Source organism: Streptomyces sp. NPDC104226 (genome assembly GCF_055584085.1).
Window position 1 is genome coordinate 835883 of record NZ_JBVJMS010000001.1, and the last position, 13260, is coordinate 849142.

8 protein-coding genes are annotated in these 13260 nt (G+C 72.0%); 4 read left to right on the top strand and 4 right to left on the bottom strand.

Going from position 1 to position 13260, the window contains the following annotated elements; all coding sequences use genetic code 11:
- Nucleotides 1-31 precede the first annotated feature (31 nt).
- The gene (locus ACZ60J_RS03685) at nt 32-748 is read right to left on the bottom strand and encodes a DUF998 domain-containing protein (RefSeq protein ID WP_469678753.1); all 717 of its coding nucleotides are present in this window, start codon (nt 746-748) and stop codon (nt 32-34) included.
- Nucleotides 749-1059: 311 nt separating this feature from the next.
- Here ACZ60J_RS03685 and ACZ60J_RS03690 point away from each other — a divergent pair, with 311 nt between their 5' ends.
- The 3 genes from ACZ60J_RS03690 to ACZ60J_RS03700 all read left to right on the top strand — a co-directional run bounded on the left by ACZ60J_RS03690 (nt 1060) and on the right by ACZ60J_RS03700 (nt 5881).
- A complete protein-coding gene (locus ACZ60J_RS03690) occupies nt 1060-2484 on the top strand; it encodes a YVTN family beta-propeller repeat protein (protein WP_469678754.1) in 1425 nt (474 codons plus the stop codon).
- A gap of 268 nt (nt 2485-2752) precedes the next feature.
- Nucleotides 2753-4291: an MFS transporter gene (locus ACZ60J_RS03695; protein WP_469678755.1), complete on the top strand. Its 1539-nt coding sequence runs from the start codon at nt 2753-2755 to the stop codon at nt 4289-4291.
- Between the two features lie 24 nt (nt 4292-4315).
- Nucleotides 4316-5881 (top strand): MFS transporter, encoded by a 1566-nt coding sequence (locus tag ACZ60J_RS03700; protein WP_469678756.1) that lies wholly within the window; start codon nt 4316-4318, stop codon nt 5879-5881.
- A gap of 89 nt (nt 5882-5970) precedes the next feature.
- Here the strand turns inward: ACZ60J_RS03700 and ACZ60J_RS03705 are convergent, their stop codons facing one another.
- Nucleotides 5971-7335: a lipase family protein gene (locus tag ACZ60J_RS03705; RefSeq protein ID WP_469678757.1), complete on the bottom strand. Its 1365-nt coding sequence runs from the start codon at nt 7333-7335 to the stop codon at nt 5971-5973.
- 184 nt (nt 7336-7519) lie between these two features.
- Here ACZ60J_RS03705 and ACZ60J_RS03710 point away from each other — a divergent pair, with 184 nt between their 5' ends.
- Nucleotides 7520-8803: a PucR family transcriptional regulator gene (locus ACZ60J_RS03710; protein ID WP_469678758.1), complete on the top strand. Its 1284-nt coding sequence runs from the start codon at nt 7520-7522 to the stop codon at nt 8801-8803.
- A gap of 45 nt (nt 8804-8848) precedes the next feature.
- Here the strand turns inward: ACZ60J_RS03710 and ACZ60J_RS03715 are convergent, their stop codons facing one another.
- Together ACZ60J_RS03715 and ACZ60J_RS03720 are read right to left on the bottom strand one after the other, a co-directional pair.
- A complete protein-coding gene (locus tag ACZ60J_RS03715; RefSeq protein WP_469678759.1) occupies nt 8849-11761 on the bottom strand; it encodes an ATP-binding protein in 2913 nt (970 codons plus the stop codon).
- A gap of 69 nt (nt 11762-11830) precedes the next feature.
- Nucleotides 11831-13252: a cytochrome P450 gene (locus tag ACZ60J_RS03720; RefSeq protein WP_469678760.1), complete on the bottom strand. Its 1422-nt coding sequence runs from the start codon at nt 13250-13252 to the stop codon at nt 11831-11833.
- Between the last annotated feature and the right edge of the window lie 8 nt (nt 13253-13260).

Sequence of the window (13260 nt, forward strand, 5' to 3'; positions counted from 1 at the left end):
GTCACTTTCCGTGCGAGGTCCCCGTGTGAGGTCACTTCCCGTGTGCGGAGGGTGGCCGGCGGGGCAGCCGCCCGCGGGCCCCGGGCCGGTCGTCCGGACGGCGGGACGTCCGCCAGGCGGCACGGGCCACGACCACCCCCGTACCGATGATCCACAGCACGCTGGGCCACGCGGACGCCCGCTCGAACAGCCCTTGGAGCGTGGGCGCCGGGTGCACGGCGGTGACCGCGGTGCCCACGAGGGACACCACCCCGCACGCCATGCCCGTCGCCCCCCAGTAGGGGCGGCCCATGTGCCGGAACGCGCTGCCGAGCAGCAGGACTCCCACCGCCCCGGCGATGAAGCACGTCCCGGCGGACAGCAGGTGGAGTGCCAGACGGAGGTTGTACGGGTTGAGTCCGGCGGAGACTAGCGCGAGTCCGCTGAGGACGAAGGCGGCGGTGGTCACGGTGCGCCGACGGCCGGCCGGCAGGAGCACCGTGTTGAGAACCGCGCCCAGGGCCAGGCAGAGCCCTCCGACGACCCAGGCGGTGTTCGCGGCCTCGTGCCAGGGGGAGCAGAACCGGATGCCTTCGACCCGTGCGCACCGCGTGACGCCGAGCGCCGAAATGATCTCGTCCGTCAGGCTCTGTCGCGACGCGCGGGGCATGACGACGGCGTTGTTCACGATGAAGATCTGGACCAGCGACGCCCAGAGGAGACCGCCGGCCAGGAGTCTCTTCGGAGCCGTGACGGTGAGTTCGCTCATGTGGGGGTGCCCGATCGACGAAGGATGCCGGTACCGGCCGGAGTCCGTTCCGCCCCGGGGTCGGGTCTCCGGGACTCTCGGGAAACCGTCCGGGGCCCTCTCCCCAGTGTGGCCCGCATCCGCCGCGCCGCAGGTCCACCACGCACGGTGCGTCCGGTCCCGGTTCCACCGATGACAGGGGCGCCTTCGGAGCCGGACGGCCCATTCGGATCGTCCGAACGGCTCTCGTCCGGGGGTGTCGGGCGCGTGGCCGTCTTCACCCCTCCTAGCGTCGTCGGTCGCACACCGGTGTCCACTGCGGGAGGTCTTTCATGGTGTCGGCCGTCTCGGTCCTCAGCGGGCCGGAACAGGAGCCCGCGGGGCCGCGCCCCGGACGTGGCCGGTGGGTGACGCCCGCGCGGGGGTGGGTGGCGGGTCTGGCCGTACTGGCCTCGCTGGCGGCCCCGGCCTCGGCGGCCGACACGCCGCCGCTCGGCGCGCAGAGCGGCACCTTCGCCTACGTCGCCAACGGCGGGTCGGACCGCCTGTCGATGATCGATACCGCCGACAACACCGTCACCGGCACGTTCGCCGTGAGCACCGATCCCGATGCCGATCCCAACGGTGTGGCGGTGAGCCCGGACGGCACGCGCGTGTACGTCGCCAACGCGCTGGCGAACACCATGGCGGTCGTCTTCCCCGCCGACGGCAGCCGCCTCTCCGTCGACGTCGGCGACGGCCCCACGGCCGTGGCGCTGAACCCGGACGGCACCCGGGCCTACGTCACCAACGAGAACGACGGCTCGCTGTCCGTGATCGACACCGCCGACATCCCGGAGCCGGTCACCACCTTCGACGTCGGAAACAACCCCCAGGACCTGGCGCTCGCGGTGCACGGCACCAAGGCGTACGTCGCCATCCGCCCCTCCTTCGACGTGGGCGCCGTGGCCGTGGTCGACACCGTGAACAACACCTTCGAACGCACCATCCCCGTCGGCTCGTTCCCCCAGGGCGTGGCGGCGAACCCGGACGGCACGCGCGTCTACGTCACCAACTTCGGGGACGGAACGGTCTCGGTCATCGACACCGCGAACGACACGGTCGTCGGGACCATCAGCGTCGGCGGAGGGACGACCAGCCCCGCGGACGTGGCGGTCAGCCCGGACGGCAGGCGTGCGTACACCGCGAACTTCGGCGCGGGCAACGTGTCGGTGATCGACCTCACCGCCACCCCGCCCGCCGTCATCGCCAACGTGCCCTCCGGACAGGAGCCCCTGGGCGTGGCGGTCACTCCGGACGGCTCGCGCGTCTACGTCACCAGCTCCGGGAACGACAGCGTCTCGGCGATCGACACCGCCACCAACACCGTCATCGAGCCCCCCATCGACGGCTTCGACATGCCGCTGGGGATCGCCATCGGGACCAGGACCGTCGGCGCGACCCCGGCCGGCCTGACCTTGAAGGTTCGGTCCAACGGGAAGCACGAGGGCGCACCCGGTGCGCTGAGCAACCCGGGTGCCACGCTGAAGGCCCGGCTGACCAGTGGGGGCCGGCCCCTGGCGGGCGAGGAAATCCTCTTCTCCACCGGGTCGAGGGTGCTCTGTATCGAGAGGTCCGACGGCCGGGGCGAGGCCACCTGCGCGGTTCCGGGCGGGAAGAACGCCCCTGACTGCTACCGGGCCACGTTCCTCGGCACCGCCACCCACGCGGCCACCCGCGCGCCCACCTGCCAGGGTCACGACCGCCACCGCCCCTGACGGACGCCGCAGGTCACGGCCGCCCGGTGTGCGCGACCGATCCCCCGCGGGGAGGATGGGACGTGTGAACGGCAGTGGGGGCACCGCCGGGGGTACCTGCCCGGGTGCTCGCGGCAGCGGGGCCGAGGAGGGCCCCGCCGACGGTGCTCCGGACGGGGCCCCACCGGGCATTCCGGCCGGGTCCCCGCCCGGTCTGCCGGCCAGGTCCCCGCCGGGGAACGCCGATGGGCGGGAAGGCGGCCCGAGGCGGGTCCTGACCCTGGCGGCCATGCTCTTCGCCGTCTCGATGATCTTCGTGGATCAGACGATCGTCAGCATCGCGGCCCCGAACATCGTGGACGACGTCGGCCTCAGCTCGTCCGGCATGCAGCAGGTGGTCAACTCCTACCTGCTCGCCCTCGCCGCGTTCTTCGCACTCGGCGGGCGGCTCGCCGACATCTTCGGGCACCGCCGCATGGTGGTCGTCGGCACCGTGGCCTTCGCCGGGGCGTCCCTGCTGTGCAGTGCGGCGCCGGTGGGAGACTTCGCCCAGGCCTGGCTCGTGCTTTCCCGTGCCCTCCAGGGGTTCGGCGCGGCCCTGCTCTTCCCGGCCGCCGTCGCCATCCTCGTCGGTGCCTTCCCCGTCGACGAACGGGGCAGGGCCCTGGCCGTGTTCTACGTGGCGGCCGGCTCCCTCACCGTCGTCAGCCCGCTGCTCGGGGGTGTGCTGACCGGCTGGACCTGGCGGGCCATCTTCTGGGTCAACCTCCCCATCGCACTGGTTTCGCTCCTCCTCCTCGCACCCGCGCACATCCCGAACGTCCGGCGGCCCGAACGCCTGGACGTTCCGGGGGCCGCACTCGTCGCCTCCGGCCTGGGGCTGAGCGTCCTCGGCCTGCAGCAGGCCCCGTCCTGGGGCTGGGGCGCCTCCGCGACCTGGGCGTGCATCATCGGCGGGCTGGTCCTGATCGTGCTCTTCTGCAGACACGAACTGCGGACCGCCGATCCCCTCGTCAAGCTGCGCGTCTTCCGCGACCGGGCGTTCACGGCCGACGTCCTCGTGCTCTTCTGCGCGATGCTGGCGTTCGTCCCGGTGATGTTCTTCGCCTCGGTGTACGCACAGATCTCGCTCAGCGCCTCGACGTATCAGGCCGGGTTCTACCTGCTGTACTTCTTCGCGGGCTTCGCCCTCGCGGCCCAGGCGGGCGGCAGGATCCTCGACAAACGCGGTGCCCGGCCCGCGATGCTGATCGGCTCGGCGCTCGGCTGCCTGGGGTTCGCCCTGTGGGCGTGGAAGCTGACCGTCCTGTCGGCCCACGACCAGTGGCCCTACGTCTGCCTCGCCGGAGCCGGCATCGGCTTCCTGCTCTCCCCCGCGTCCACCGACGCCGTGAACCGGGCGATCGACTCCACGTACGGCGAGGTCACCGGCCTGACCCAGACGGTGCGCAACTACGCCTCCGCCCTGGGCATGACGGTCTTCGGGACGGTCCTCATCCACGCCACGACCGGCCGGGTCACCTCGACGCTCACCGCGACCGGCATGCCGGAGGGCGAGGCCCGCAACGCGGCGCGCGGGGTCACGGAGGCGATCACCGGCCATCCGGACGACCGGATGCCCACCGGAGACGGGCCCACGGCCGCACTGATACGGAACTTCGGGCGGGCCCTGCGCGCGGACTACGCCGCGGGCAACCAGTGGGTCTTCTACGGGATGGCCATCGCGCTGGGTCTGGCGTTCCTGTGTGCGCTGCTGCATCCGGGGACCCGGGTGACGGACGGGGCCGTCCCGACGGAGACGGACGGGCACCGGAACGCTCCGCACTGATCTGGATCTACCGGGAGAGAACGGGTGGAACGGTCGCGGCACTTCCTGGCCGGGCGTCACCAGTGGTGGGTCCTGGCCACGATGACCTGCGCTTCGTCGATGATCGCCATCGACGCCCTGGCGGTGCTGGTCGCCCTGCCGACCATCCAGCGGGACCTCGGTGCTTCGACCACCGGACTCCAGTGGATCATCAATGCGTACCTGCTCGGCTTCGCCGGCGTGAGTGCGCTCGGCGGACGCCTCGGGGACGTCCTGGGGCACGAGCGCGCCTTCCGCATCGGGACCCTGCTCTTCGTCGTGGCATCGATCGCCGCGGGCCTGGCCCGGTCCGAGGCCTGGCTCATCGCCGCGCGCGCCGTACAGGGAGCCGGTGCGGCTGTCCTGCGGCCCGCCTCCCAGGTACTCCTCTACAAGGAGTTCGGCAGCGGGCAGCGCGGCCAGGCCATGGGCATCTCCTCCAGCGTGTCGACCCTCTTCTACGGCATGGCCCCCCTGATCGGAGGGCTGCTCACCTCGGAGGTCTCCTGGCGCGCGATCTTCTTCGTCAACCCTCCCATCGGCATCGCCGCGGTGGTCCTCGCACGCCTCCTGCTCACCGAAGAGCCGCCTCGGCGCGAACGGGTCGACTGGGGTGGCGCACCACTGCTGACCGGCGGGCTGGTGTGCGTGGTTCTGGCCCTCATGCAGGCCCGGCACTGGGGGTGGGGCTCGACCGCCGTCCTCACGCTGCTCGGCTCCGGTGTCGTGCTGCTGGCGCTCCTGGTCGTGCGCGAACGCCGGATCGCCCATCCGCTGCTCCACTTCGAGCTGTTCGCACGCCGGGAGTTCGCGGTCGGTACGGCGGTGATCTCCACGGTCCGATTCGCGTTCGTCGGATTCGCCGTGTTCGGGGTCATCTGGCTCCAGGACGTCATGGAACTGTCGCCCTTCGAAGCCGGGGTCGCCGTACTGCCGCTCACTCTGCCCACGGTCCTGTTCGCTCCCGTCGGCGGGAGGCTCTACGACCGACTGGGAGCTCGTATCCCCCTCGGTATCGGCATGGCGCTGTGCGTGGCGGCCCTGCTCGGGTCGGCGGTGGCACTGCACCGGCAGGACTCCGCGTGGCTGGTCGCCTTCTACTGCGTGATGGGCATCGGGATGGGCCTCTGCGTCAGCCCTGCCTGGATGACCGCCCTGCACGGCACCGCCAGCCGGATGCGCGGGTACGCGGCCGGGGTGATGCAGACCGCCCGGGAGATCAGCGCGGTGCTGGGGCTCGCGGTCATGGGCGCGATCGTGGCGCACCTGCAGAGTGCACGCATGGAGGAGGTCCTGCACCGGGACGCCCGTATCCCTCCCGAGCGCTTCGACGAGGTCGAGCGGTCGATCGGCAGGACGGTGGAGGCGACGCAGAACGGCGCGGGCCTGCCTGCCGGGATCCCGGCCGATCTGCTGCCCGCGCTCAAGGGCGCGGTCACCGATGCCGTGGCGGCCGCGTTCTACGCGGGTTCCGCGGTCCTGCTCGCGGCGGCCGTGGCGGTCGCCCTCCTTCCCCGGGGAAAGCCGGAGGACCTCGCGGAGCCCGACGAGGACACCGGCGGTCCCGCCTGAGCGCAGCCCCGCAGCACGACACGTGACCGCCCCGCCGGGTTCGGCGGGGCGGTCACGTGGGTCGGGCGGCGGGCGTCAGGACCCTGGCGTCAGGACGCCGGGACCGGCTGTTCCGGTGCCAGCGAGTTGCCCGGGCGGATGCGGCCGCAGTCGGACGGGGCGCTGCGGCCCGCGAACCGGTCCCCCAGCCAGCTCATCGCCTGCGGTGCCCAGACGACGGGCACGCCGACGTGGCTGAGCAGGTCGTACTGCTGGTACTTGATCGCTCCGTTGCCGGTCGAGCAGTACTGCCGGGCGAGGGCCCGTACGTCTCCGGCGACCATGACCCCGTCACCGGTGCCGATGCCGGGGCGGTTGCTGAAGGTCCCTTCCAGGACTCCCCCGTTGCCCTGGGCGATGTATCCCGGGATGGACGGGGTGGGCGCCGAGCCGAGATTGACCTTGTTCACCGCCTCCAGGAAGGCGGGCACCGAGTTCGGGTCGGCGTACTGCGACTTCGCCATCTTCTTCCAGGTCAGGCCCGGGTAGCGGCCCAGCGCGTCGACGATCGACCCGCGCTCCAGCCCCTGGTAGACCTCCAGCCCGTAGCTGTTGAGGTAGGGCTTGAGGTCGATGCCGTAGGAGCGGGAGACGCCGATGATCGCCATGGGGATGACGCCCGACCACACGAGGGAGCCGTCCACGTACTTGAGGTTGTGTGCCGGGTCCACCAGCAGGCCTCCCTCGGCGAAGCCGACCAGCTTGCTGTTGACCTCGGGCGCGTAGACCGGAGCGAGGGCGGCCGCCCAGTTGGTCGCGATGGCGCCGCCGGAGTAGCCCATCAGCCCGAACCTCGTGTCGGCGTTCATGCCGGTCTCCGCGGACCTGGTCGCGGCGCGGATCGAGTCGAGCGTGTTCGTGCCGTACTCCGGGCCGGCCGCGAAGTCGGCGTTCTGCCCCTCGGTGTCCGCGATGACGAGGTTGTAGCCCTGCAGCAGCAGCGGCACCAGGAAGAGGGACTCGGCGTTCGCGATGGCGCCGCCCAGGCTGAGGTCGCCCGCGATGGCCCGGGACGGTCCGTGCTCGGGGTCGAGCGAATCGTAGAACGACTGGTAGGACACCGCCTTGCGTCCGTCGCCCGTCAGACTGCGCACCACCGTGGTCACGTTGGCGGAGGGGCGGCCCTGGGCGTCGGTCGTGCGGTAGAGGAGCTGGATCGCCTTGACGGGCGTGGGCAGGCCCACGATGTGGTACTGCAGCGTCCGTGTGTTCAGCACCGCGCCCGGCGCGAACGAGGAAAGGGGCTCGCTGCCCGTGTAGGTGTAGAACGGGTCGCTCGCGGTGGCACGCGACGGCGTGACCGCTGCGGCCGTGGCGCCCGCGGCGTCCGTGGCGGCCGTTGCCGCCGGCGCGGCGGTCACGGCGATCGCGGCGACCAGGGCAGTGGCCAGGAGACGAACGGCGTTTCTGGTCATGGCGGTCCTCCCGTGCGTGTGGGGGCGTGGGGATCCGGTGGAGGATGCGGTTCGCGTTCGAACGCCTCTGGCGATCCACCGGGCGGGCGTGTTACCAACTAGTAAGTAACGTCCCGGAAACCAGGATGCGGGCGGTACGGGGCCGTGTCTCCGGGTCGCACCACAGAGATTCGCGAGGTGGATTGTGACCGCGCCCAAACCCGAGTCGCGCACCGACGGTGACGAGGGGCCGCAGTTCGGCGGCGTCCCGGTGCACAAGCGGCTGCTGGCCGCCGCGCCGACCCTGGCACCGGCGGTGACGGCCCTGCTCGTCGAGCGACTGCCCGCCTACGGAGCACTGCCCTCGGAACAGCTCCGCGGCGAGGTCACCAAAGAGGTGGACCGCGGGATCCGGGCCTTCGTCCGGGTGCTGCGCCACGGCGAGCTGCCGGAGGAGTCCGAGCTGGCGAGGATCAGCGAGTCCTCGGCCCGCCGCGCCGACGAGGGCGTACCGCTCGAAGCCGTCGTCGGCGCCTACCACTTCGGTGCGGAGGAATGCGCCGCCCAGGTCCTCGCGGCGGCCGAACCGGGCGACCTTCCGGACGTGCTGCTGGTCCAGCAACGACTGCTCGGCTACCTCCGCCAGGTGAGCTGCGCGGTCGCGGCAGGGTATGTACAGGAGCGGCAGGCGGCCCTCGGTGAGGAGCAGGTCGCCCGGCAGGCCCTGCTGTCCAGGCTGCTGGAGGGCGGCAGCCCGCAGGCCGCGGCCGACCGGGCCGGCATCCGGCTGCCCCCCTCGTACCTCGTCCTGGCCCTCACCATCGGACCGCACCCGGACGAGCTGCGGCCCGGCGTGAACCACACCGTCGCCGCACGCCGCAAACTCCGGCGGCTGCGCAACGAGTTGCAGCGCCAGACGCCGGGCGTCGCACTGTCCGTGCTGTCCCGCGAGGGCGGGCTGGTCCTGATCCCGTACGAGACTCCGGCCGCCGAGTTCGCCGCCGCGGACCGGGAGCGGCTCAACCGGCTCGTCGAGCAGCTCGGTGTGATGTGCGGCGCCGAACTCCTGGTGGCGGCCGCCGCTGCGGTACCGGACGGCGTCGCGGAAGCGGCCAGGACGGTCGGCGAGGTACGCAGGGTGGCGCAGGCGTCCGGGCGGGGGCCCGGCCTCTACCTGCTCGACGACGTACTGCTGGAGTACCAGCTGAGCCGCCCGAGCCCGGCCAGGGACGGGCTCGCCTCACGGCTCGGCCCGCTGGCCGGGCGTCCGGAGCTGCTCGACACCCTGCGCACCTTCTTCGCCTGCGGCCTCGACCGTCGGCGGGCCGCCGCCCGGCTCCAGGTCCACCCCAACACGGTGGACTACCGCCTGCGCAAGGCGGCGGAGTTCACCGGACTGGACGCGACCCGAGGCGCCGACCTGCTGACCCTGCGCGCCGCACTGGCCGCCCACGACGCCGTACGGCAGGAGGGACCCGACACCGGCTGACGGCGCCGGGGCCGGCCCGGACTCCCCTCCGGGCCGGCCGTACGGTCAGGCGCCGAGCGCCCGGTGCAGTCCGAACCGGTCGGTGCCCAGCTTCGTGAAGACCGCGGACAACAGCTCGGACACCGCTTGGGCGCTGGTGTGCATCGCCGCGGCGATCGCCTTGTTGTCCATCCCCGCCGACGCGTGGCGGGCGGCGGTGAGCTCGGTGACGGTCAGGGTGTCGTGCTCGGAGGTGCGCAGCCGGCGGGGCCGCAGACCTGCCGAGGCCAGCTGGGTCCTGGCCCGGCCCACGAGTCCGTCGGCGCCGCACTCGGCCGCCAACTCCATCCCGCGGTAGGTCTGCTGCGCTGCCATGTGCGGGTCGCCGATGGCGTGCAGGACCATGCCGTGGTCGATGAGCGCGTGCGCGAGTTCGTAGGCGGCCGGAGACTGTTCGAGGTGGTCCACCGCCTCCTGCAGCAGGGCTTCCGCCCGGGACGGGTCCGTGGCGGCGGCCGCGACGCGCAGGGCGTGTCCGATCACGCTGGAGGTGCCGAACGCGCGGGCCCGTGCGAGCGCTTCGGCCGCGGTGGCCCGTGCCTGCTCGGGCGCGTGCGTTGCCTGCGCGAGCGCCAGGTCCAGTTGCCAGGGGCTCCACGAGGGGTTGCGCGTTCCGCGCAGGTCCAGGCGCCGGCCGGCTGCGGTGAGGTGGTGCTTCGCCTCCTCGATCCTGCCCTGGGCCAGGAGCAGTTTGCCCCACACGGCCTGCGGATCGGGGTAGACCACGGCCTGGGGGAAGCCGTCCGCCAGTTTGTAGGCCTTGGCGATGCGCTGGGCCTCGGCGGTGTTCCCCCGGGCGAGCAGGGTCTCGATGAGGGTACCGACCGCGTACCACTGTGCCGGGATGCCGGCTCCGACGCGGTCGGCGATCTGCAGGCCGTTGCGTACGAAGTCCTCCGCCTCGGCGAGCTGCCCGCGCCGGTAGCGGACGTAGCCGAGCAGGGTGTAGACGAAGGACAGGTGCGCGCCGCGCCAGCCCTTCCCCTCGAACTCGATGATCGCGGTGTTGAAGAGGTCCTCGGCCCGGCCGGGCTGGTCACAGTACATGAGCGTGACTGCGAGGACGGCCGGCACCTCGAAGCCGAAGTCCTGGTCGGTCCAGCTCATGCCTCCGTCGAGCGCCTGTTCCGCGTACCCGAGGGCGGTGGAGACGGGCTCGCCGCGCATCGCGGCGTCCCAGGCCCGCAGACCCAGGATGTGCCGCTCGGGCAGCCCCCGGCCGGTGAGCCGCTTGGCGAACTGGGCGAGGAGCCGGGAGCGGGCGGGCGAGTTCTCCTCGTCGAACCGGACGGAGTTCCATTTGAACTGCTCGGCCTGCATGCGCAGTCGCGTACGGGAGCTCGTGGCGCGCCGGGCCTCGTCCGCGAGGAGCTCTGCCGCCGCCCCCAGCTGACCCGTGTGGCCGAGCGCCTGGGCGAGCCGGTACGTGATCGCCTCGCGCAGGGCCTGGTCGGTCTTGGGCTCCTCCAGCGCGGCCCTGAGCTGGTTGATCGTGGTCGCGGGATCGTGCAGGAGGTTGGCGGATCCGAGTTCGAACAGGACCTCGGCGCGGTCCTCGACCTCCGGGGGCTCGCGCAGCGCACGTGCCAGGTAGCGGCGCGCGGCATCGGGGGCGCCCGCGGAGAAGCTCTCGCGCGCGGCCTGGCGCAGCTGCTGTACGACCCACGGGTCGCCCTCGGGGTGCATCTCCAGGAGGTGGCGGGCGGCGGCCGCGGAACCCTGCCCGTCGTCGATCACGGCCTGGGCGGCCATGCCGTGCATGGCTACGCGCACACCGGGCGGGATCGAGCGGTACACGGCGGTGGCGATGAGCGGGTGGAAGAACTCCACGACCTCCTTGCGCCGTACGCCCGTGAGGACGGTCAGGATGCGGGCGGCCCGGAGCTTGTCGATGGCCTCGGCGGCCTGTGCCTCGCCGAGGGCGGCCACGCCGCCGACGATGCCGAGGGGTACCGCGGTACCGAGCACGGCGGCGGCCCAGGCGAGCCGGACGGTGGACGGGCCGAGCTGGTCGAGCCGGTCGATCAGGCCGCTGCCCTTGACCGCGGAAGCCAGGTCGCGCAGCTCGGGGATGTTGCCCTGGTACGGCTGCAGCCCCCGGTCGCGGCCCTTCATGACCAGCTCGACCACTTCGAAGGGGTTTCCTCCGGTGATCGCCCAGCATTCGCGGCAGAACACGTTGTCCGCGTTCTCACCGAGGGCGTCGCGCACGATGCGCGCGACGGCGCTCGTGGTCAGGGGAGCCAGCTCGTGCGGGCGCGTCCCCTGGCGTCCCATGAGGGCGCGCAGGGCGCCGGCGTCGGCGGGGATCTCGTCGGGCCGGCAGGCCACCATGATCAGCATGGCGAGTTCCTCGGCGCGCGCCGCGAAGGAGGTGAGCCAGCTCAGGGACTCGGCGTCCGCCCAGTGGGCGTCGTCGACGATCAGCACGACGGGGGCGTTGCGTACCGCTAAATGCGTGACCACCCAGTCCAGTCCGTCGCGCACGCCCTGCGGGTCGGGCGCCGTCGGCCCCTTCGAGGCGGCGGTCAGCCCGAGCGCGGGGGCGATGATGCCGTACCAGTTGCCGAGCGCGTCGCGCCGTTCCTCCTCGCTCATGGCGGCGAGGGCCGGCTGGATGAGCTGGCGCATCACGTGGAACGGAACCTGCCGCTCCTGCTCGCCGCCGCGTGCGAAGAGCACGGTGCAGGAGCGGTCGGCGGCGTGCCGACGGGCCTCGTTCAGCAAGGTGGTCTTGCCTATGCCGGGCGATCCGGCGAAGGTCAGGACGCCTCCGCTGCGGTTGCCCGGTCCGCTGCCGGAGCCGTTGCCCGGGATTCCGCAGAGCACGTCCACCGCGCGTTGGATCGCGCGGACCTCCGCCTCCCGCTCCAGCAGGGGCTGAGTGTTCCAGCTTCTCGGTTCCGCGACCTGCGACATCGTTTACCCCCTCCGGCACGTGCGGCAGAGTGTACGGGCCGGAGGAGGAGTTGATGCTGTTTCAGCACACTATTGCGGTATCTCATCACTCGTTTGAGAGAAGTGCTGTATCTTCCGCGCCACGGGGATCATGGGCAGTTCGCTGGGCTGCGGGATCCCTGCGGGCAGTTCGCGCACGGTGCTGCCCGGGGCGGGCTTCAGGTGCCATCGCGAGGCGACGGTCGCCACCGCGGTCAGGATCTCCGCCACGGCGAAGGAATCGCCGATGCACTTGTGCTGGCCGGCCCCGAACGGGACGTAACTGTGGGTACGGGAACGCTCCTTGGCCCCCTTCTGCCAGCGGTCCGGGTCGAAGACGCCGGGGTCGGGGAAGAGCGCGGGGTCCCGGTGCAGCGCGTACGGGCTGTAGGCCAGTTCCGCGCCGGCCGGGATCGAGATTCCGCCGAGGGTGAGGGGGTTGAGGGCCCTGCGGGTGAAGAGCAGGGGCGAATGCAGGCGCAGGGCCTCCTGGAAGACGTCGTGCGTGTACGTCAGCGCGGGCAGGTCTTCGGGACGCACGGGCCGGGACCCCACCACGGAGTCGACTTCGGCGTGGACGCGCGCCTCCACCTCGGGATGCCGGCCCATCTCGTGGAAGATCCACGAGAGGGTGGTCGCAGAGGTCTCGGTGCCGGCGAGCATGATGGCGATGACCTCGTCCCGGACCTGTTCGGCGGCCATCGTCGAGCCCGTCTCGGAGTCCACGCCCGCCAGCAGCATGGAGAGCAGGTCGTGGCGGCCGCCCTGCTCGGCCGGCTCCCCGGCGTGGTGCCGCGCCTCGGCGCGGTACTGCTCGATCACCTCGTCGATGACCCGGCGCAGCCGGGCGGCCGCGCCGTCGAACCGCCGGTTGTACGGAATGGGCAGCCGGTCGAGCGATTTGGGCATGACCGCCCGCACGAGCATGCCCTCCAGGACGATGGGCAGCGAGCGGTGCACTTCGTCGACCGCGGGCCGGCTCAGGTCCCCCGAGAAGATCATCTCGGCCACCGAGGCCATCGCGTACCCGCGCGCCTCCGTGACCACCGAGATCTCCCGGCCGGCCGTCCACGACGCGGACATCGCCTCCGCCTGCCGGCACATCGCCTCGGCGTACTCGGCGATGTGGTTGCGGTGGAAGGCGGGTTGCATCATCCGGCGCTGCCTGCGGTGGAAGTCGCCGTCGGTGGTCACGATCCCGTTGCCGAACACCGGGCGGAGCCTGTCGAAGATCCTTCCCCGGCCGAACTGCTGGGCCTGCTGGACGAGTACGGAGTGGACGTGCTCCGGACTCGTCAGCACGTGGACGGGCCAGGTCCCGATGTCGAGCCGTACGATGTCGCCGTGTTCCCGGAGCGACTCCAGGAACGCGATGGGCCGGCGCCACAGTTGCAGCGCGTGGCCCAGGAGCGGTAACCGCCCCGGGGCGATCGGAGCATGGACCTCGGTACCGGAACGCGCTTCAGTTGCCATGAGCTGAC